This is a genomic window from Oligoflexus tunisiensis, from assembly GCF_001748245.1.
Taxonomy (GTDB): domain Bacteria; phylum Bdellovibrionota_B; class Oligoflexia; order Oligoflexales; family Oligoflexaceae; genus Oligoflexus; species Oligoflexus tunisiensis.
In genome coordinates this window covers 1219193-1239010 of the sequence record NZ_BDFO01000001.1, presented here as the reverse complement: position 1 = coordinate 1239010, position 19818 = coordinate 1219193, and the positions used below count along the sequence as shown (strand labels likewise).

The window sequence follows — 19818 nt, the reverse complement described above, 5'->3', positions numbered from 1 at the left end:
GTCCTGACCGAAGACCGGGAGGAAGGCTGCCCCGGAAAGGACGTCAAAATGCCTAAAAGAAAAGGGCCAGCGCATACGCGACCGTGGAAGCGTCGAGCCACGCATAATTGGCCATTTTTCATGAAGCTGGTTAATTTCTGTTACAATCAAGGTTCGACTCCACACAGGATGGGCCAGCATGTCTGAAACAGAAAAAGCAGTCGCCACGGGCCAGGGCCGCCTCCGCGAGAGCGACTATGCCGCGGCTTTCCAGCAATTCATTATTCCGTTTTGGAAAGGCGGCATCAGCGGATTTATCAAGGCCGATGATGGGCTGCGCCTCCATATCTGGTATCGTCTGCACCCCGAGGCCCGGGCTCAGATTTTTATTTCCCATGGTTATGCCGAGAGTACGCTGAAATACCGGGAACTGGCCTATGATTTTTATCAGCAGGGTTATTCCGTTTTCATGTGGGATCATCGCGGGCATGGCTGGTCGGATCGGGTCGGTCCGCAAAAACATAATGTGGATGTGATCCGTTTCACGGACTACAGCGATGACCTTCGGAAGCTTGTGGAAACCCTGCCTCGCAATCCCGCGCTCCCGACCTTTATCTTTGGCCACTCGATGGGCGGGGCGATCGCCATTGATTTCATGCAAAAGCATCCCAGCCAGATCCAGGCCGCTGTGCTGTCCTCACCCATGCTCGCGCCGCGGCTGCAGGGCATGCCTGTGCCCCTCGTCACCTGGCTGGCGAAATCCCTGGCCCGGCTTCATGCCCCGGATAAATGTTCGGTCCGCAGTGAAGGGACGGCCGATCATTTCTGGACCTTCCGCCTGGCGGGCACCCGTTCCCGGGCCCGCTTTGATCTCTTCAAAAAGGATACGCTGGAGGCCGATCTCCGCCTGGCCGGTCCGACCAACCGTTGGGTGATCACCGCCTTTGAAACCGCAGCGGGACTTCTGGCACCGGAGCGCATGGCCCGCCTGCACATGCCGCTGTTCGTGGCGAGCGCCGGATACGATCGACTGGTGCGTGCCAAGGCCATTCGACAGTTTTGCGCGCGGGCTCCGAACTGTGAGGAGCATGTTTATCCCGACAGCTTTCATGAGATATGGAATGAGCGTGACCCGATCCGCGATCCCTATTTGGATGATGTCCTGGCATTTTTTCAACGCATGGAGAACACATGATCAGAGGCTGGAAGTTTCTATGGATGTTCTGTCTGGTTTCATCGCTGCTGAATGCAGCCCCCTTGCAGCAAATGCAGCCCTGGCTTGGTGTGGCGATTGATGAAAACAGCAAGGGCGGGATTCTGATTAAAACGGTGATCAGCGAGACACCCGCCGCGAAAGCCGGATTGCAGGCGGGCGATCTGATCACGGCCGTGGACACCACCCCTGTAAAAAAACGAGAGGAACTTCTGGCTGTTCTCCGGAGCAAGGGCGTGGGCAACCAGGTGACCGTTCACTTCACGCGGCAGGGCAAGGCGGAAAAGAAAACCCTGAAGCTGGAAGCTCTGCCGGATCGGGTTGAACTCATGCGAAAGCAGGTGATGGATAAACCGCTGCCGGCCTTCTCGGTCATGAATCTTGCCGATCGCAAGACGATCACCCAGGAGAACCTGAAGGGCAAGGTGACGATTCTGGAATTCTGGGCCACCTGGTGTCCGGCCTGTCGCGCGGCGATTCCTCGCCTGAATCAATGGGCAAAGACACATAAAAACATCCAGATTATCGGCATCACCGATGAAAAGGAGAATGTGGTGAAGGAATTTTTGAAAAAGGAAACCATCACCTACACCCTGGCGGTCGACACGGAACAGCAGCTTCAGGCGGCCCTTCAAATCGGATCGATCCCCACCTTCCTTCTGGTCGATAGCCAGGGTGTGGTCCGTGATATCGCGCTGGGCGCCGGTGACTATCTTGAGGCCCTGATCAAAAAAGCTGAACGTCTTCACGCAAGCCCCTGATCCTGTGGCAGGGGCTGCGGCTCCTGCCTTAGGCGAAGCGACGGAAACGGGCGGCGGCGAAGCAATAAACCGCATAGCAAATAAAGCCCGCTGCGATGATCAACAGGATCGCTTCCCCCATCGGCAAACCCAGAATATGTTCCATCACCCCTTTGGTATCCTTCGTTGCTGACGCATTCGCCTGCATGCCGGCGCGGATAAAAAAGTAACCGATGATGCCAAACGTGAAACCACGCGCTGGCAATCCAATCATGCCTGATTTTTCGATAATATCCCGCTCCTTCTCCGTCATGCGCCCTGTCTCGTAGTATTTCATAAAGCGTTTGCTGAAACCTTCGATGGCCTGGGCAATACCCACACCGATGATGATGGCACCAGCCAGCATCACAAGGGCGGGACCGGCCGGCATTTCGAGAGCCTTGGCCGTCAGGGCCATGCTGCCGGAACCATCCTGCACGCGACCCTCCGCAAAACCGCGAAAGGCCAGTACGGATAGCGAAAGATAGAGAAGACCACTGATGGCATAACCCACTCGCTTGGCGGTGTTCATCGCCGTATGAGGTTTGTGCTCCACATTGAAAACAGCCTGAGCGAAACGCCAGAGCACATAGCCCAGGAGCGAAACGCCCATCGCCAGCAGCAGAAATTGTCCGAAGGGCTGGCGATTGATCACGCGCAGCGCGTCGGTCGGATCAGAAAGCTGACCGCCCATGCCGAGCGTCAGCATGAGAGCCATGACACCGATAATCAGAAAAACCAGACCCTTGGCGGCGTAACCCAGCCGATACATGATGCGAACGGTTCGGCTCACTTCGGTACTGCCTGGGATATTGTTCAGACTCTGACGCAAACCACCGACAGGCACCCGAAAGCCGTGTGAATGTTGCATTGCCATAACGTCCCTTTCCTGGCCATCTTGAGTTAAATTTCACAGCAATCCGTCATCCGGATCCAGGATGACAAATGCAAATTCGAAGCCACGGATGCTCACGCTTTAATACCTGGCGACCGGACTCAAGCATTCGAAAAAAATCAATAAGACCTTTGATGTTTGCCAAATGTTTATGACGCCTTTATTCTCCTCGCTTAGATTGCAGCAACAAAAACTTATTCCCGTTGCCATGGAGATCTCCTGCATGAAGACTCTCGATCGCCGTAATTTTCTCGCGAATTCCTTGGGTGCCTTGGGAGCATTGAGTCTCGGGCCTGGCTTGACGTCGATGGTTTCTGCGCAGCCTTTTCTGGATTACAGAACTCTGAAAAATCTGGGGCCTTTGCAGGCGGCCAACGACTTCGGCATGCGTGTGCCAGCCGGTTTCACAGGGCAGCTGATTGCGACGGCGGGCAAGAAAGTGCGGCGGTCGGATGGAACGGAAACAGCTTATAAGTGGCACACTTTTCCCGATGGTGGCGCCTGTTTCCCCACCGATGATGGCGGCTGGATCTATGTTTCCAATAGCGAATTGCCCTTCAGTACTGGTGGCGCCGGTGCGATTCGCTTTGATCGGGAAGGAAACATTGTCGATGCCTACCGCATTCTGGAAGGCACATCCAGCAACTGCGCCGGCGGGCCAACTCCCTGGGGTACCTGGCTTTCCTGTGAAGAGTACAGCGGCGGACGGGTTTTTGAATGCGATCCCTATGGCCGGAGTCCCGGTGTCCTCTGCGAGGGCCTGGGCAAATTTAAACATGAAGCCGCTGCCGTGGATCCCATCCACGGGCATATCTACATGACCGAAGACGAACTTGATGGGCGTTTCTACCGCTATACGCCAGACGAAATTTACAGTGATGGCCGGATGAATCTGCAGAAAGGCCTGCTGGAAGTCGCGGTGGTGGATAACAACGGAAATGTAACCTGGGTGGAGTTGGAAAACCCTGTGCCTGGACTCTTCCAGACACCCACGCGCTGGCAGATTAAAAATTCTCAAGCCTTCGAGGGCGGCGAGGGCATCTGGTATCACGAGGGGAAAGTCTACATCACGAGCAAAGGGGACAACCGCGTCTGGTCCTATTCGACCGACGATCATACCCTCGGCATCGTTTACGAAAAATCCATCGCCAAGAATAAAACTCTGAGCGGTGTGGACAATGTCGTGGTCAGCAAGGACGGGCATATTCTGGTGGCCGAGGACGGCGACGACATGCAGATCGTGGTCCTCGGGCCTTATGGTGACTCCTACCCCATCGTGCAGCTCGTGGATCAGAACCATTCCGAGATTACCGGACCGGCGATCAACCCTTTGAATAATCGCCTATATTTCAGCTCACAGCGCGGTCCGAAGCCCCTGTTTGATTCCAGTGGCCTCACGTATCAGGTGAGCGGCCAGCTGATCTGATACGCAGGGGGCGGCTCGTCAGCCGCCCTCATGGCCGTCGTCCACCGTGCGATAGTCCCAGGTGAGCGGCAGGTTTTGGGCGGTGACCGCGCGATGGAACAGGCTTTCAAATTGTTGACGAAAGGCCTCGTGCCCATGAGGAATGCGCACGAGATGAACTACTACCACCCAATCCTCACGCGCTCCGGCGAGCGTGGCAGCCGCTTATCGATTCGCGGCTTTTGGTATGGGTGGAGGGGCGGCTCCTGAAGGCTGAAACGTGGTATTTTACTATACTACACGATCAAAATAAGGGGGTAAAACCGTGCTCATACGTCTCACAAAACTCACAGATGAAAAGCACAGAGTGGATATCGTACGCGAAGACGGAACCTCTGACCATGCCGAGCTTGAGACCCGCAGTTTCCTGCTGCATGATCTCATACACTATGCAGTGGAGACGGAACTGCAGATACATGACGGTTTTTGGGGGACTCTCGCCGCAGGTGCCCCTCTTACGCCTTTAAAGGACGGGTCCATGGCCCCTCCGTTGACCGATGGTGCGATGCGCGCGGAGAGAATCGTATCGCCTTTGCAATCTCTCTGGAATGGTCGGATCAGTGAGGAGCATTACCTTTCCATAATGGAAGGAATGCCCGATGTTGACGCCGGGTTTGTGAAGCGCGTGATGAACCGCCTGCGCAGTCTCTGGGGACACTGGCGCGCGACGCCTTATCGAGCGTCCATGGACCTGGCATGGCCCGCCCGTTCAACCGATACCCCCTGACGTCTTCAATTGGGGTTCCAGCAGTAAATGCTTTTCTCCGTACCGTCCGCTTCATCCCGAATGCTGATTTTGATACCGCGGCCGCGATTCACCTGCCGGCTTGCCAGAAGACCGGGCATGATATTCACACAGTCGGGATCTGATTCCATATCCGTGAACTTTCTTTCTGTGCCATCCTCAAACTTGAACGTTCCAGAGATCGGCGGCGGCGGCACAGGATCTTCGCCTCCGCCCTTATCGGATCCGGACTTATCACAGGCAAAGGTTGTAAGACCGATCAGGATCATCAGCCAGCTTGGTTTCATGGTTCCTCCCGAGAGATATAAGTTTCGCGACTCAATCGATAAACAGCTTCTGGCTGAGTATCCTCTCCTGCAGTTCCACCGTCAGTTGCTCAGCGAGGCGAGCCCGCACATCCGAGCGATTCACCAGAGTGTTCAGGTAGCGCAGATAAAAGGTGGACACGGTCCCATCAGCAACCCTGACATCCGTAATATCGAGACTTTCAATCTGCAGGGCGATGTCCTGAGCGTCGAGACTCATACCAAGTCGGGCCTTGACATCAAGGGCTACGCTGCTGTTGAGTTCATTAATATGGAACTCCAGATGAGATTCAAGGTTGGGTTGACCGTTCGAATGGATGTAAATTCGTTTCGTATCGGCGGAAAACCGGCTGGCCTCGGTATCAACCCTGGCACTCCAGGTACTGTCGCTCAGTCCGATGTTCACCAATCCGCCGAGTGAGTAGCTGCCATCCATCACTCCATGCATGATCATCTCGTAATTCTCAAGCATGGTCTTTATCCACAGGTACGGATACTCGGGACCTTTCGCCTGTTCGACCAAATCAGATTCCCGCAGATCCAGATGGATTTCGTTCACATTCGTATAGCTTCCTCCTTGATAGGGGAAGGAATACGTGACCCTCCCCAACAGAAAGTTCGCCGATTGGGCCAGATCCCTCAGAAGGTCCAGCTGCGATGGGGTGAGCTCCAGGCGGTAGTAGAGTAAAGATTGAAAGTACTGAATGTTGTCCGGGATCAGCTGCTGACTCACCGTTCCGACCGATGCGGGAACATCAAGAAAGCCCTCACTGATATTCTGGGGAAGCGGCAGCAGAATCGCATGAGGATTATTGTTCAAAATCTCTCCCATGCGGTGTCGGGCCTGCGAATAGTCAGGGCCCAGCACGAAGGAGAGGGCATAACCCCCGGTACTGGGATTGCGTTCCAGAAAGATCTTGCGATCGTAAAGACGCCAGGTACCTGGAACGATGTAGTAGAGGTTGGGATCCTCGGTTGCGAAACCGACGATGCGCTGCCCTTCGTGGATGGGAAGAGTGGGCTGAACGATCGCGCCGTGGAGGGACGCGCTCCACAAGAGAAAAAGCAAGGCCAATATATTCTTCATGACGATTCTCATTCGTTCTCACCAGTTGATTTCTATCGGCAGGCCCAGATCAGCAGGTGCATGGACACTCGACTGTTCCACGAGCTGAACTCCAGACCTGTCCACCTTGTAGGTCGGAAGCACGAACGTCTCCCCCGTCTTGACCAGCAGCTGGACATAGAACGCTTCGTTCTTACGAAGTTTTTCGAGAATTCCACTGTAGCTGCGCATGTTAACGTTTGCGCAGTTATTGGGATCGGTGAAATTCACCGTATTCACACAGTTGATGACCCGTCCGATCCCGGCATTCCAGTAGGTGAGCGTCTCCACTTCACAGGCGACCTTGGTGGCATCCGTCAACCCGAGTTTGAAGTAGTCGCTCGTCGCGCGATCCACAGCGAAGTAAGTGCACTCCTGATCCCCTGCTCCATGCGATTCCAGAACCAGATGCCAAAGCTTCTGCTGGGCGATATCCGCTTGCGCGCTCATGCGGAAGGCCCGAACGGCTGATGGATGATCGTTCTTAAGACTGCCGCTTGTCACACTGACTTTATCGGCGGGAATATGGTGAGGAAGATCAAGAGTGCTCTGCGGGTTGACTTCCAGGATTCGCCAGAGCGGGTGGATCGTCAAGGACTGGCGGGCTCCTGTCAGGGTGCTGAAGCTGAATCCTTTGACCGTATGAGTTTCCTGAAAGGAATTCACAGTGGCGGCATCCGCAACCCTGGTTGGAAAGGCCACTTTAACTTTGGGCTGTTCCATGGCCTGCCATGCGACAGGCAGGGGGCAGTCAATCTCCAGAACCTGGACAGCTTGCGATGGTTGAGCCTGCTCTTCGGTGACCTTGATCTTGAAATTGCGGACTCCTGAGGGGGCGATCGAAACATAGCTGTCAGTGAGTTCCCGCTTGATCTGCCATCCATGGGTGGCGTCCCATACATTGAAGAGTTCAGCAATGTTGCGATGATCATCGGCAAGCCCCAAGGAAGGGCGGTTCAGGATTTGCGGGCATAGTGTTTTATCGACAGCCGCTTTCAACTGCGGCGACGCGAACAGGGCAAGCAATACCAGGGCTGCATCCATATGTTTCATAGTAGTTTCCTCGTCATCTTCCGGTATGAACCTTGGGTTCAAAGATATGTGTTGATGGCTTCATCATAGGCCTTGGCCACTTCCAGATAAGCATTCTCGAGCCGCTTCTGCTGTTCCTGAAGGGCTACGGCTTTCTCTTCAAAACGTTCATTCAGTTCGGTGAGTTTATCCTTGTCGATGTTATTCAGGATGGCCGCGTTCAGCTCCTCCCGGAGAACCTGGACGTCCCGCGAAGCGGCTTCGACTTCGCTTCTTACCTTTTCGAACTGCTCCGCCTCAGAATGAACCGCCTCCTGGATCTTCGCCAAAGTTTCATCCTGGGCCGCGGCTTCCGGGTGATTCTGCCGGTAGTCCGCCGCAATACTCTGAGCCCGGGCCACGAGTTCCTGAATATTTTCCTGTTCGGATGCCTGGACGGCAACCTCCTGCGGTGAGCGGTTTTGGCCAGACTCCGGGACCGTCTGTTGTTGATTCTTATAGAGATACAATAGCGACGCTCCCAGAGTGAGAGCCGCCACCAGGGAAACAACAAGTCTTGGGCGCTTCATAAGGCACTCCTGATTTTTTGTCATGCCAGGGATGGACTGAGCGGTTCGGGGAAGCGAACTTCCCCGAACCCGCCTTATCACAGAGTTACAGTGAGGTCGATAGTCGCTTCACCTGGCTTTGTGATGTAAGCTCTCTCGCTGTAGGAACGTGAAATTGTGCCTGAAATATGCTCCTGACCCGAAGCCGATCCTCGCGTCGAGCCGAACAGTTCAGCCCCATTCTTCAGGACAATGGCCCCAACCTGGCAGTAAACATTGGGGCCGCAAAGGGCCTGCAGAGCTGTGCCAAATTTCTGGGCCGGGGCTGCAACATTCGGTTCAACAGCCTGTTGTGAGGCCTGGAACTGATAGCTCTTGGCGTAAGTCAGGATAAATTCAGCGGCCATATCCTGCATCATGGCCTGGCGAATCGTATCCAGGCGGGCCTGGGTATCCCCTGAACCGCCTGTGCCCGTCTCGCTAATATCGACGTTACAGGCCAAACCCGACCGATCGACTGCGGTCCTTTCCTCTTTGCTCCACTTCTTCCGCCAGAAGAGGAAACCGCTGTTCCCGCTCTGACTGACCCAACTTCTGAAACGGCTGATATCCATGGTACAGGTGACGGCAATCGGATCCGTCTTGAGGTTCATGTCATACTCAAGAGCGACCGATTGAGCCAGGATATTCCGGTTGCGTGGCACATATTCACCGACGGGCACATCAAAGCGCTTAAAGCGCGAGGACACTTCGCCCGGCACTTTAAAGATGTTAACTTTACGATCGGAATCACCCGTGCAGTAGGCGCCGCGCGTGATCAAACGCGTGAAGGAACCCGAGCCTGCTCCCTGATAGAGATCCGTCTTCGGCTGGACAGGTTTGCCGTCTTTTTCAAAGACTGTCAGGGCTACACCTTCTCCCGTTGTTAAAGGCGTGGTGCTGGAATCCGTGCCCCGGTTTTCGATACTCACAGCGTTGTCGATGCTGGGGGTCAAGGACGGTACGTTAGGCATCTGACCCGGCACGACAGACGAGGGCTTATCGCTCTGTTGCGGCTCTTTGAAGCGGATATTGAAGATGGGGAGTCGAGCGACGGCCGCCCTGGCACCTGGTTTGAGGCTGGCCCGGAGCCGCGCTTCCTCATCACTCCAGATGGAATAGGATGCATTGGCCGTTCCGACCGCCGCCGTCTCCAGCGTGACGAGGTTGGTGTTCGCGGTCGTATAGGTTTTCGTAGCGAACTGGTTGAGGCTATCAAAGACAGTGCTTAACGTGGTGATGCGGGCTTGAACGGCCGTTTCATCCGGAACCACGGCATCATACTCACCTTTCGCTGTGGCATGAGCCGCTTCGGTCCGGATGACTTCCTGATTGGCCGCGACCAGTTCCTCACGCAGAGTGGGGAGTCGCTCTTCATACTCCTTACGGATGGCGGCCACCTCATCCTGGATCAGTTTGATGGCCTCCGGAGACATGGCGAGTGCCATTTGATCCTGCTGTTGCTTAAGGCGTGCGGCGTAATCCTTGATCGCTCCATCCGCCCGGGTATAACGCGCCTGAGCTGCCTCCCAGGCCTGCTTCGCCTTTTCATAGGCACTCGTTATCTCGGGATGCTGCTTGCGAAGCTCGTCGATTTGAGAAATTTTCAGGGCCATTTCTTCCAGGATGGGCGCCTGGCGAATATAGTTGCCAAAGTTCAGGTCGAAATAAGCCGAGTAGGGACCAGCTTTGGCGCGATTCCGCCATTCCTCGAGGGACTCATGGGGTACGGCATAGACCAGCGTGTATTGATTGGCGAGGATCTCGCAAACGGGGGAAGCTGAGATTTGATACTGACCGGCCTGAGTTTTTCGGGAAGCTGGCGAAACATAAAGAAGACCTTGATCGTCGTGGTCGGCATAAATGCTCACGGTCCTGAGCACGGCGTCACTGGCGACTTTCTGCGCATCCACCAGGTTCATAACCTGTGATGTCTGATAGTAAGGCATCGCGGCTGCCTGACCACTGCTGAGCAGGAGGCCCACAAGAGTTCCGGTGGCTGCGATTTTTTTGTTCAAGAGAGCCCTGGTTGGTTTCATTTCTTTTCGTAACATTCTTTTCTCACGATTAAGTGTGTCTAACCGATTCGATGACAGGAGACTCGCTTCACAGGAATGCTGAGTAATTTACACCATAGGACCTCCTTGAATTTGAGCCGCTACGCTTCACTTTTTTGATAACCACTGATGAGACTAAAATCGCGAACGCATATTGCGCTCTGTCTTTGAAATTTATGATGCAAGGGAGGACATCGTCGGTAGGAGCGAGCGAAGACTGTCATACATATTATGGATAGAGCAGCCGTCGTCCATGACGGCTGCTGGAGTTCAACTTTCCGATCGAGCGACTCTATTACTGAAGAGCCATGAGGCGGTTCCAAAGCCTATAGTCGACCATGGACTTGGGTGCAATCCATTCTCCAGGCCTTGCTTTGATGCCTGAGGTGGCAGTGAATTCTGTCGGCTGCTCATCACGAAGATTGGCGTAAATAGCCCCTTCCCTTAGCAGCTCACCCTCGGCCATGATCGGAACGGTCCGCATCTCGTCGCGGGTGAGTTGAAAACGCTGATGAGCTTCCTTGATATCGTTCAAGCTCTTATGCGGTTGCTTTTCCTCCTGGGATTTCATGAATTCCTGAGGATTCAGATCCTTCAGATACTCATCGGGATGACGGTCACGTGGAAAGCGAGAGGGATCGGACTGGTTATGAGTCGAAGCTCCTGTTTGCTCTGTGCTCATGATTTCCTCCTGTCGATAATCAACGTTTGGATCTTCGGCACAGGAATTATTTTGCATATTATGTGCCAGCGTCTTATCGCTGAGTTCGGCTGAACATGGAGTTTGCCTTGACAGCCTGCAGCGCGCGGCCGATGATTTTCGCCAGGAGGAGCTTCGCAATGACCATTACCATTACAGCCTTTGAACGATCACCTGATGGCGGCCAGGGACTGGCGCGTGATACACGCGTCCGCTGGGCCCTTGAGGAAGTGGGCCAGCCTTACGAGGTTCGGCTGGTTTCGTTTCGTGCGATGAAGGAACCCGCGCATCTGGCCCTTCATCCTTTCGGTCAGATTCCGACCTATGAGGAAGGCGATCTCGCCCTGTTCGAAACAGGAGCGATCGTGTTCCATATCGCCGAGCGCTATGCAGGCCTCCTGCCAAAGGATGCCAACGCCCGCGCGCGTGCGATCACGTGGATATTCGCCGCGCTCAACACGGTGGAGCCGCCAATCCTGGAACTCTCAACCGCCAGGATCCTGGAGAGCGACAAGCCCTGGACCAAGGAGCGCCTGCCTCTGGTCGAGGATCGGGTCCGTAATCGGCTGCATCAACTTTCCGATCGCCTGGGCGATGCCGACTGGCTCGACGGTGGGTTCAGTGCGGGAGATCTGATCATGGTGTCAGTGCTGCTCAGGCTCAGATCATCGGGCATCCTGAACGAATTCCCAAATCTGTCCGACTATGTCGCCCGCGGTGAAGCGCGGCCCGCCTACAAGCGGGCATTCGCTGCTCAAGCGGCGATTAACAAGCCACCAGCCGGCTGATTGAATTAGTCAACCGAGTGCCTAGGAAGGTATTCCGAAATCCCCCACCCGCGCTTCAGCTTTCTTCCAGGCTGGACGCTGGTGAATGCGGTTCACAAAATCCTGAACCTTGGGATACCGGCTGGGATTGACACCGCGTGTGAGACCTGCCTCGACCGGATAGCTCATCTGAATATCGGCCGCTGTGAAATCGGGGCCGGCAAACCAGGGTTTGTTCTGCAGCTCCTGCTCCATAAAACCATAATGAAGTTTGACCTGAGGCCCTATGTAGGCGGCATTGACCTTGCCTACGATGCCGTTCACGATGGGTTTGACAAAGAACGGCAGTTTCGCCTTCTGCACTTCACTAAAAATCAAGGCCACCACAAGAGGCTGCATCAGGGAACCTTCCGCATAATGCAGCCAGTAGTTGTAGGGAAGACGTTCCATCGCACCTGGCGCTGGACGCAGGGTATTTTGAGTGTCGTAGCGATCGAGCAGATATTCGATGATGGCGCCTGATTCTGCGATGACAAGGCTGTCATCCGTGATGATAGGGGACTTGCCCAGGGGATGAATGGCCTTCATTTCCGGAGGGGCCATTTTCGTTTTGGGATTGCGTTTGTAAACTTTGACTTCGTAAGAGAGGCCGAGTTCCTCGAGCAGCCAAAGCACACGTTGAGAACGAGAGTACTCGAGATGGTGTACAGTAATCATGAAGCATATCCTTTCTCAAGGTTCTGCTCCGTCATAGCACACAAACTCTACCGCCCCAACTGCCTAAAAACCTGCACCCTGGAGTGTTTGCATGAGAGGCTCGATGGGTGAACCGCTGGTCCAGAAGGCATCAAACTGAACTTTATTGAACCAGGTTTCCTGCCGCTTGGCATACTGCCTCGTGGCGATCTGGATTTGCTCCGGCAGTTCCGCTTCCGTGATTTTACCTTCCAGAAATTCCACGACCTGGGCATAGCCGATGCTCTGCATGGGTTTGCAGTGCGGATCCACACCAGCGGCGAGGAGCTGGCGGACCTCTTCGACAAGACCGGCCTTCAGCATCTGATCGATACGTTGACGGCTGCGCTCCTGCAGAAGGGGGCGCGGGCAGAGCACGCGAATGGCAAAGGCATTCTGGCGTTCATCGGATTTTGGGGTTTGGGCGCTGAGAGGCTGGCCTGTCAGCGTGACGATTTCCACCGCACGTTGCAGACGATAGCGATCATTGCGATGCAACTGAGCCGCACGCACCGGATCGAGTTCATGCAGGCGTTTATGCAGGTTCTCATTCGACCAGGCTTCCAGCTCCTGGCGGAGGCTTTCACTTTTCGGAAGGTCGTGCCAGTTTTCACGCCATAGCGCACGGAGGTAAAGACCGGTGCCACCGACCACGATAGGCAGGCGCTGTCGGGCGCGAATTTTTTGGATAATAGTTTCGGTGTCCTCGGCAAAGCAACGGGCATCATAGCTGTCATCCGCGTTCACCACATCCAGAAGATGATGAGGGATCAAAGCCTGCTCTTCCGCTGTGGGTTTGGCGGAACCGATATTGAAGCCGCGGTAAAGCTGCACGGAATCGCAGTTGATGATTTCTCCGCGGAGCTTTTGCGCCAGCTCCATGGCCAATGCGGATTTGCCGCTGGCCGTTGGACCGGCGATGACCACATATTCCTGTTTTGGCAAGACAGCAGCCTCCATCAACGATCAAACCAGGAGGCCACCTGCGCGAGTTTCCACCAGCGGAAGACGCGACGTCCGTGTGGACAGTTGTGATAAAAGTCGACGGACTCGGCTTCACGCAGCAGGGTTTTCAGTTCCGGCTCGGGAAGTTCCTCGCCGGCTCGAACCGCGGCATGGCAGGCCATGGTCGCGAGCACATCATGGGCGAGCTCGGAGGCTTTATCGCGGCCACCGAGGATGGCCGCCAGAAGACTGTTGAGGTCCTTGTTGACGAGCAGACTCGGGACGGCGGTGACTTCGATTTCCGTATCACTGACGCCATGAATCTGAATGCCGAGGGCATCCAGTGCATCCTTCATATGCACAAGGCGCTCGCATTCCGTGGGGCTGAAAACCAGGACTTCCGGCATGAGCAAAGGCTGGGTGCGCCGGAGAATATCGGGATTTTCCACAAGGCGTTCATAGAGGACGCGTTCATGAAAGGCATGTTGATCGATGGCAAGTAGCTGCTGCTGGTGCTCAAAGAGAAGGAAGCAACGGGCGAAGGGGCCAATATATTGCAGTTCATTCCATGGAATGACCGACTGGCCATCCGGTGAAGGAACGGAAGCTTTCAGTTGACTGACGGCGGATGGCGGTCGGGCCTTGGAGGCTTCAGCACTCACCGAGCGCAGGTCGCGATTAAATGGCGCCGATTTTGTTGGTGCGCCCGCATCAGAATTTCTGGAAACAGTGTTCGTCTCGGGCGCTTCGGATGCAGAGCGCAGCGATTTGTGGGATGACGAGAATGCCGCCTCTGCAGAAGGCGTCGAGACATGTGAAGATGACGATACATTCGACGCGTGACGTGTGGGCATATCGGATGAGGCGCGTGGTGCTGAAGCCGATGCAGAAGGCTTCGAGACATCATGCGAAGATGCCGAGGACTCATTAGAGGCAGAACGGGACGACACTTCAGATGAGGGATCTTCAGATGCAGAATGCATTGAGGCACCACGTGCATTAAGCGTGGAGCGCGACGACATTTCAGACGACGACGGCGCCCCGGAAGCAGAATCCGTCGAGACACCAGATGGAGCACGGGACACAGCCTCAGACGCGGAACGCGCCGATGCCTCCCGTGATGATCGCACCGACATCTCAGAGGTGGAAGGCGCAGCCGACAGACCCGCGGTCGCCCCATTCCGCACGGGTTCGTCCCTTGTCAAATTCAAAGGCGGTTGCACACGCGTCTTCGGTTGCGCCGGCATTTCCGCCTCAAAGCGCATGACGGTACGTTTCACCTCACCATCCTGTGGCAACGCCAAATCAAAATCATCCGGCGCCGGCACGGAAGGCAAATTATCCACAGTCTTCACAGGCGGATTCGCACTGGCCCAGCTGCCTTCCCGCAGCGCTTCCCGAATCGCATAAACCAATGCATTCTGGACTTCCTGGGCATATTGGAAACGCAGCTCCGCTTTCGCCGGATGTACATTCACATCCACCAGAGCCGGATCAATCGTCACATAAAGCAGCGCAATCGGAAATTTCCCCTTCATCAGGTGGCTGTGATAACCCCGCTGCAAAGCAAAACGCAAAAGCTTATCCCGCACCCAGCGACCATTCACAAACGTAAAACAATGCCGCGCCGTGCCCTTATCCAAACCCGGCGGCGAAATCAAAGCCTCAACATACGCATGCCGATCAGGGCGCTGCAGATAGATCAGCCGCCCTGCTTCCTCTGTCCCAATCAAAGCTGCCGCTCGCGCCCGCATCGACGCTTCCCCGCGCAGATGCCCTTCCGTCTTCAGGGCCGGGCTCACCGAAAACACTTCGCGGTCATTATGCAGAAGCGTAAATCCCACAGTGGGGAGCGAAAGAGCCAGCGCCTGCATATACTCGTGGCACGCCGCAAATTCCGCAGCCGCCGTTTTCATAAACGCGCGACGCGCCGGCACATTGTAAAAAAGATCCGCCACCGTCATGCAGGTCCCAGGTGAACCCTGCCAGGGGGAATCACTCTGTTTGCCGTCTTCAATATGCACGCGATGTCCAGGATGCTCACGCGACTGCGTCTGCAGCGTAAAGCGGCTCACCGAAGCGATCGAAGCCAAAGCCTCACCGCGAAAGCCCATGGTCCTCACCTGAAAGAGATCATCCGCCGCCTGCAGCTTGGACGTCGTATGACGTTTAACAGCCAGAACGGCATCTTCAGGCGCCATGCCGGATCCGTCATCCTGCACTTGAATGAGCTGGCGACCACCATCCTTGAGGATCACCTTGACATGCGTCGCCCCAGCGTCTATAGCGTTCTCGACCAGTTCTTTCACTACGCTGGCTGGCCGTTCCACCACCTCTCCGGCTGCGATCTTGTTAATCAGCTCGTCATCGAGTAAATGTACCCTGGCCATCGGCTACCCTTTTTCGCGGAATATGAGGTCTTGTCAGACATGGATTGCAGATATATCACCAGCGCCCTTAAACCGGAACAACTTCCTGATTTCGCGCAACCGGAAGTTGCCTTTATCGGCCGCTCCAACGCTGGCAAATCGAGCCTAATCAATGCCCTTTTGGGCCGTCGTACGCTCGCCCGCAAAGGCCGCACACCCGGTCAGACCCAGATGATCAACTTTTTCTCGGTTAACGATAAAATGGTGGTCGCGGATTTGCCAGGATTTGGTTTCAGCGCGATCGATAAACACGTTGCCGAGAAGTGGCAGCCTTTGGTTGAAGCTTATGTGCGGCGCACCAATATACGGGAATTCATGTTCCTGATCGACTGCCGCCGTGAGTTAACCGACGTCGATGATGAGCTGATGTTTCTGCTCGGTCGTCAGCTTCCACTCTATGTTTTACTGACCAAGACCGACAAAATCTCGCGCCAGGCCTTGCAAACACGCGTGCAAAAGCTGACGAAGGAATTGGATGCCAAAGGGATTGCTGTGAGAAAAATTGTCGGTGTTTCAAGCATGAAGCAAACCGGCCTGGAAGAGGTTCGGGCCGATTTGTTCGCCTGGATGGAGACTGAGGAAAGTCAGTCGATCTGAGCCTGCTTTTTCATAACCTTTTGGCATACATGCCAGAGTTCGTCTTTTTCTTCCAGCCGATTCATCAGGGTCCCAAGCCTATGGGACAGCACCCCGACCAGTTCACGGGGATCGATGTCATCGTCGGTGAGGTGACGCAACAGGACCTGATCAATTTCATCAGCCATCTTAACAAGCTTGTAAGTGACTGTTTCTTCACGGCGTTGTTCCGGGGTTTTGAACTCAAGGACTTTGCCCATAGGACCTCCTTGTGCGAGCCTGCTCGGCCCAATTTCCCTATAAGTCTTGTCGGACGAAAGGTACGCCCAACTTTAACTATACCAAATATTCTCTTTAAGGTTCACCATTTAATAGTGTAAGTTTCCCCGTTATAAATTGAGCCTCGGCCTTGCCGTCGAGCAGATTCCCCCATTTCCGATCCCTCGTCCCTCAGGGTTGCCCCGCCTTGTCTTCGAACAAGCCGGACCTTGATCGGGGTTGGCCGGGGTGACCCCTCGCAGGAGAAATATATGACAGCATCCTATGATCTGGTGGTGATTGGTTCCGGTCCTGGTGGTGAAGTTGGAGCCCTTAAGGCGGCGCAATTAGGGCTGAAAGTCGCGCTGGTCGAAAAATCAGAAAACCTCGGCGGCACCTGTCTGAACTGGGGCTGCATCCCCACGAAAGCCTTGCTGCATTCCGCAAAAACCTGGGACAAACTTCAGCATCTCGAAGAGCAGGGTTTTAGCACGGGCCCGGTGGCATTTAACTGGGCCAAAATCATGGAACGCAAGGAAAAGATCGTCGATCAGCAGCGCAAAGGCCTGCGATTCCTGATGAAAAAAAACAAGATCGATACCTACGAAGGGCACGGTCGCCTGGAAAGCAAAACCTCCGTCAGCATCACCGATAAAGCCGGCAAGGTCACGACCATTCAAACGAAATTCGTCCTGCTGGCCACCGGCTCGCGGGTTCGTGAACTTCCTTTTGCGAAATCGAATGGCAAAAATATTGTGAATTCGGATCACATCCTCTTCATCGATCATATTCCCAAAACCCTGGCGGTCGTCGGCGGCGGCGTGGTGGGAACGGAATTCGCGTCACTCTTTGGCCGCATGGGTTCGCAGGTCACGATCATTGAACTCGCGCCGCAGATTCTGCCAACGGAAGATGGAGAATGCGTCAAGGAACTTGAGCGTCACTTGAAAAAGCAGAATATCACGATTGAAACCGGCAGCAAACTGACCGGCGTCACCGATGATGGCAAGCAGGTGAAGCTCTCCGTCGAAGGCAAGCCCGACCGTTTCTTTGACAAGGTGCTCCTGTCCATCGGTCGTGAGGCCGTCACCGATGATATCGGCCTGAACAAGGTCGGTCTGACCACCGAAAAAGGTGGCTTCATCAAGGTTGACGAGCACTATAAAACAGCCGTGTCGAATATCTTTGCCATCGGCGACATCATTTCCACGCCAGCCCTGGCTCACACTGCATCGGCGGAAGCCTATCACGCCGTCGAAGTCATTGCCGGTCATGTTCCGCCTCTTATCAACTATGCAGCGAACCCGGCCGCGATCTATACTTACCCGGAAATCGCCAGCATTGGCCTGACCGAGGAAAAATGCAAAGAGGAAAAACGCGAGTACAAGATCGCCAAATTCCCCTTTGCACCGATGGCCAAGGCCAAGATCGAGGATGCGACCGCCGGTTTTGTGAAGATCATTTACGAGCCCAAATATAAGGAAATCCTCGGTGTGCACATCGTGGGCAACACCGCCACGGAAATGATTTCCGAGTTTGCTCTCGGCAAGGTCCTGGAAACCACACTCGACGAGATCGCGCACACGATTCACCCCCATCCGACCATTTCCGAAACCATCGTGGAAGCGGCGCACGTGGGAACCGGCGGCGCGATTCACATGTAAGGTAGGGCGGGTGCACGGCACCCGGGGCACAGATATCAGACATCTACGGAGTTCATGATGGCAAAGGTCACAGAGGTTTTGATGCCCTTGATGGGTGAGGGCGTGCATGAAGCGACCTTGACCAATTGGTTGATCAAAGAAGGCGAAAGCGTTACCAAAGACAGTCCTCTCCTGGAAGTATCAACGGATAAGGTTGACACCGAGATCCCCGCACCGGCTTCCGGAATTCTGGTGAAAGTCCTCGTGCCCGTGGGAAGCGTGGTGAAAGTGGACCAGGCTCTGGCCATCATCTCCAGCGAAGCCGGCGCCACCGTGAGTACCGAACTTCCGGCCGCACCCTCTTCCCCCACCACCACAACGCCGCCCATTCCACGGGAAACCGCTGCGGCGCGGGATGACGAGCCGCATGAAGACGGCCCACTGCGCAGCTCACCGCTCGTGCGGAAGATGGCCCAGGAACGCGGCATTGATTTGAATCAGGTGCGTGGCAGTGGAATGCACGGCCGTATCACGAAGAAGGATCTGCTCGATTTTGAACAGGATACCCCTCAGGTTCTGAGCAAACCGGCGCCGACAGTTCCCGAACCCGCCCGGACACCGATGCCGATGGCCACGCCGCACACACAGCTGAAACTGAGCCAGGTCGATGGCCAGGAACTGCTCGAAGGCGTGCCGGTGCGTCGGGAACCGATGTCCCGCATGCGGCAGCTGATTGCCGATCATATGGTGGAATCCGTGCGGGTCTCGCCGCATGTGACCACCGTGTTCGAAATGGATCTGCATCAGATCGTGAAGCTCCGGGAAAAGCATGGAGCGGAGTTTCAGAAACGCGAAGGCTTCAAGCTGACCTTTACGCCCTTCTTCATTCATGCCGCCGTGCAGGCGATCAAGAAGCATCCGATTGTGAATACTTCGGTCGATGGTTACGATATTCTTTGGAAGAAGGACATCAATATCGGCTGCGCTGTGGCTTTGGAAAACGGTCTGATCGTGCCCGTCATCAAGCAGGCCGGTGATTTGAGTCTCGCGGGCGTGGCCCGTCGCTTGAATGATCTGGTGGTGCGGGCCCGCAACAAAAAGCTGAAGCCGGACGATGTGCAGGGTGGAACCTTCTCGATCACCAACCCGGGTGGCTGGGGCAGTATCACCAGCAATCCCATCATCAACCAGCCTCAGGTGGCGATGCTCGGCATCGGTGCGATCGTGAAGCGTCCGGTGGTGATTGATGATATGATTGCGATCCGGCCGATGATGATGGTGAGCCTGACCTTTGACCATCGCGTGATTGATGGCGAAGGCGGTTCGAAGTATCTGGCCACGTTTAAAGAGATCATCGAAAACTACCGCGAAGTTCCTTTGTAACTGAATGGGCGCGCCAGCGCCCTTGCACCGTCAACAGGTGATCTTTTTTCGCTGAAATCCGCTTTTTTCAATGATCACCAAACAGACCACCCAGGCCGTGGGAACTTTGACGTTTTCTTTTTCAGATAACGGCCTGACCCACCGCAAATTTTGGAAGCAGTACGGCAAAAAATATCCAGCCTTTCGTGGTAGACTGGGTCTGTGGTGGGATTCCTTTCTT

At 55.1% G+C, this 19818-nt stretch carries 20 protein-coding genes; 8 read left to right on the top strand and 12 right to left on the bottom strand.

All coding sequences use genetic code 11. The features are described from left to right. Positions 1-178 precede the first annotated feature (178 nt). Positions 179-1174 carry an alpha/beta hydrolase gene (locus OLTU_RS05435; RefSeq protein WP_141731742.1) on the top strand — a complete coding sequence of 332 codons (996 nt, stop codon included), beginning with the start codon at positions 179-181 and terminating at the stop codon, positions 1172-1174. Further along, entirely contained in the window at positions 1171-1953 is a 783-nt protein-coding gene (locus OLTU_RS05430) for a redoxin domain-containing protein (RefSeq protein ID WP_141731741.1), read from the top strand. Before OLTU_RS05435 ends, OLTU_RS05430 begins: the two co-directional genes overlap by 4 nt. 28 nt (positions 1954-1981) lie before the next feature. Here the strand turns inward: OLTU_RS05430 and OLTU_RS05425 are convergent, their stop codons facing one another. Continuing rightward, a complete protein-coding gene (locus OLTU_RS05425) occupies positions 1982-2848 on the bottom strand; it encodes a DUF1206 domain-containing protein (protein WP_141731740.1) in 867 nt (288 codons plus the stop codon). Positions 2849-3089: 241 nt separating this feature from the next. On the opposite strand from OLTU_RS05425, the gene OLTU_RS05420 reads away from it, so the two are divergent. Continuing rightward, positions 3090-4292, top strand: a complete 1203-nt coding sequence (locus OLTU_RS05420; RefSeq protein WP_141731739.1) for an alkaline phosphatase PhoX — start codon at positions 3090-3092, stop codon at positions 4290-4292. Between the two features lie 18 nt (positions 4293-4310). On the opposite strand, the gene OLTU_RS31775 is transcribed toward OLTU_RS05420, so the two are convergent. Next, positions 4311-4460 (bottom strand): hypothetical protein, encoded by a 150-nt coding sequence (locus tag OLTU_RS31775; protein WP_176736351.1) that lies wholly within the window; start codon positions 4458-4460, stop codon positions 4311-4313. 178 nt (positions 4461-4638) lie between these two features. Here OLTU_RS31775 and OLTU_RS05415 point away from each other — a divergent pair, with 178 nt between their 5' ends. Beyond that, positions 4639-5058, top strand: coding sequence for a hypothetical protein (locus OLTU_RS05415; RefSeq protein ID WP_218109853.1), 420 nt, complete (start codon positions 4639-4641; stop codon positions 5056-5058). 5 nt (positions 5059-5063) lie between these two features. Here OLTU_RS05415 and OLTU_RS05410 read toward each other — a convergent pair whose 3' ends face one another. From OLTU_RS05410 to OLTU_RS05385, 6 genes are all read right to left on the bottom strand, one after another. After that, positions 5064-5363 (bottom strand): hypothetical protein, encoded by a 300-nt coding sequence (locus OLTU_RS05410; protein ID WP_141731737.1) that lies wholly within the window; start codon positions 5361-5363, stop codon positions 5064-5066. A gap of 31 nt (positions 5364-5394) precedes the next feature. Then, on the bottom strand, positions 5395-6468 hold the full coding sequence (locus tag OLTU_RS05405) for a hypothetical protein (RefSeq protein ID WP_141731736.1): 1074 nt from the start codon (positions 6466-6468) through the stop codon (positions 5395-5397). Positions 6469-6486: 18 nt separating this feature from the next. Further along, positions 6487-7539, bottom strand: coding sequence for a hypothetical protein (locus OLTU_RS05400; protein ID WP_141731735.1), 1053 nt, complete (start codon positions 7537-7539; stop codon positions 6487-6489). A 38-nt stretch (positions 7540-7577) separates the two neighbouring features. Next, positions 7578-8087: a hypothetical protein gene (locus tag OLTU_RS05395; protein ID WP_141731734.1), complete on the bottom strand. Its 510-nt coding sequence runs from the start codon at positions 8085-8087 to the stop codon at positions 7578-7580. A 77-nt stretch (positions 8088-8164) separates the two neighbouring features. Then, positions 8165-10123 carry a coiled-coil domain-containing protein gene (locus tag OLTU_RS05390; protein WP_218109852.1) on the bottom strand — a complete coding sequence of 653 codons (1959 nt, stop codon included), beginning with the start codon at positions 10121-10123 and terminating at the stop codon, positions 8165-8167. 334 nt (positions 10124-10457) lie between these two features. Beyond that, positions 10458-10844 (bottom strand): hypothetical protein, encoded by a 387-nt coding sequence (locus OLTU_RS05385; RefSeq protein WP_141731732.1) that lies wholly within the window; start codon positions 10842-10844, stop codon positions 10458-10460. Between the two features lie 158 nt (positions 10845-11002). Here OLTU_RS05385 and OLTU_RS05380 point away from each other — a divergent pair, with 158 nt between their 5' ends. After that, positions 11003-11650 carry a glutathione S-transferase family protein gene (locus OLTU_RS05380; RefSeq protein ID WP_141731731.1) on the top strand — a complete coding sequence of 216 codons (648 nt, stop codon included), beginning with the start codon at positions 11003-11005 and terminating at the stop codon, positions 11648-11650. 21 nt (positions 11651-11671) lie between these two features. Here the strand turns inward: OLTU_RS05380 and OLTU_RS05375 are convergent, their stop codons facing one another. From OLTU_RS05375 to mutL, 3 genes are all read right to left on the bottom strand, one after another. Then, the gene (locus OLTU_RS05375) at positions 11672-12346 is read right to left on the bottom strand and encodes a glutathione S-transferase family protein (RefSeq protein WP_141731730.1); all 675 of its coding nucleotides are present in this window, start codon (positions 12344-12346) and stop codon (positions 11672-11674) included. 63 nt (positions 12347-12409) lie between these two features. Continuing rightward, positions 12410-13309, bottom strand: a complete 900-nt coding sequence (miaA, locus tag OLTU_RS05370; protein ID WP_176736350.1) for a tRNA (adenosine(37)-N6)-dimethylallyltransferase MiaA — start codon at positions 13307-13309, stop codon at positions 12410-12412. Positions 13310-13323: 14 nt separating this feature from the next. Then, a complete protein-coding gene (gene mutL / locus OLTU_RS05365) occupies positions 13324-15699 on the bottom strand; it encodes a DNA mismatch repair endonuclease MutL (RefSeq protein WP_141731728.1) in 2376 nt (791 codons plus the stop codon). 39 nt (positions 15700-15738) lie between these two features. Between mutL and yihA the strand changes: the two genes are divergently transcribed. Then, positions 15739-16335, top strand: coding sequence for a ribosome biogenesis GTP-binding protein YihA/YsxC (gene yihA / locus OLTU_RS05360; RefSeq protein ID WP_176736349.1), 597 nt, complete (start codon positions 15739-15741; stop codon positions 16333-16335). On the opposite strand, the gene OLTU_RS05355 is transcribed toward yihA, so the two are convergent. Beyond that, entirely contained in the window at positions 16323-16574 is a 252-nt protein-coding gene (locus tag OLTU_RS05355; protein WP_141731726.1) for a hypothetical protein, read from the bottom strand. The genes yihA and OLTU_RS05355 overlap by 13 nt on opposite strands. A 270-nt stretch (positions 16575-16844) precedes the next feature. On the opposite strand from OLTU_RS05355, the gene lpdA reads away from it, so the two are divergent. After that, the gene (gene lpdA / locus OLTU_RS05350; protein ID WP_141731725.1) at positions 16845-18236 is read left to right on the top strand and encodes a dihydrolipoyl dehydrogenase; all 1392 of its coding nucleotides are present in this window, start codon (positions 16845-16847) and stop codon (positions 18234-18236) included. 57 nt (positions 18237-18293) lie between these two features. After that, positions 18294-19598 (top strand): dihydrolipoamide acetyltransferase family protein, encoded by a 1305-nt coding sequence (locus OLTU_RS05345; protein WP_141731724.1) that lies wholly within the window; start codon positions 18294-18296, stop codon positions 19596-19598. Positions 19599-19818: the final 220 nt, after the last annotated feature.

Bases quoted from the DNA above. Each gene is read 5' to 3' on its own strand.
- mutL (WP_141731728.1), bottom strand. From the start codon at position 15,699: ATGGCCAGGGTACATTTACTCGATGACGAGCTGATTAACAAGATCGCA.
- OLTU_RS05355 (WP_141731726.1), bottom strand. From the start codon at position 16,574: ATGGGCAAAGTCCTTGAGTTCAAAACCCCGGAACAACGCCGTGAAGAA.
- OLTU_RS05385 (WP_141731732.1), bottom strand. From the start codon at position 10,844: ATGAGCACAGAGCAAACAGGAGCTTCGACTCATAACCAGTCCGATCCC.
- OLTU_RS05420 (WP_141731739.1), top strand. From the start codon at position 3,090: ATGAAGACTCTCGATCGCCGTAATTTTCTCGCGAATTCCTTGGGTGCC.
- OLTU_RS05345 (WP_141731724.1), top strand. From the start codon at position 18,294: ATGGCAAAGGTCACAGAGGTTTTGATGCCCTTGATGGGTGAGGGCGTG.
- OLTU_RS05400 (WP_141731735.1), bottom strand. From the start codon at position 7,539: ATGAAACATATGGATGCAGCCCTGGTATTGCTTGCCCTGTTCGCGTCG.
- OLTU_RS05430 (WP_141731741.1), top strand. From the start codon at position 1,171: ATGATCAGAGGCTGGAAGTTTCTATGGATGTTCTGTCTGGTTTCATCG.
- OLTU_RS05375 (WP_141731730.1), bottom strand. From the start codon at position 12,346: ATGATTACTGTACACCATCTCGAGTACTCTCGTTCTCAACGTGTGCTT.
- OLTU_RS05380 (WP_141731731.1), top strand. From the start codon at position 11,003: ATGACCATTACCATTACAGCCTTTGAACGATCACCTGATGGCGGCCAG.
- OLTU_RS05410 (WP_141731737.1), bottom strand. From the start codon at position 5,363: ATGAAACCAAGCTGGCTGATGATCCTGATCGGTCTTACAACCTTTGCC.
- OLTU_RS05405 (WP_141731736.1), bottom strand. From the start codon at position 6,468: ATGAAGAATATATTGGCCTTGCTTTTTCTCTTGTGGAGCGCGTCCCTC.
- yihA (WP_176736349.1), top strand. From the start codon at position 15,739: ATGGATTGCAGATATATCACCAGCGCCCTTAAACCGGAACAACTTCCT.
- OLTU_RS05425 (WP_141731740.1), bottom strand. From the start codon at position 2,848: ATGGCAATGCAACATTCACACGGCTTTCGGGTGCCTGTCGGTGGTTTG.
- OLTU_RS05395 (WP_141731734.1), bottom strand. From the start codon at position 8,087: ATGAAGCGCCCAAGACTTGTTGTTTCCCTGGTGGCGGCTCTCACTCTG.
- OLTU_RS05435 (WP_141731742.1), top strand. From the start codon at position 179: ATGTCTGAAACAGAAAAAGCAGTCGCCACGGGCCAGGGCCGCCTCCGC.
- lpdA (WP_141731725.1), top strand. From the start codon at position 16,845: ATGACAGCATCCTATGATCTGGTGGTGATTGGTTCCGGTCCTGGTGGT.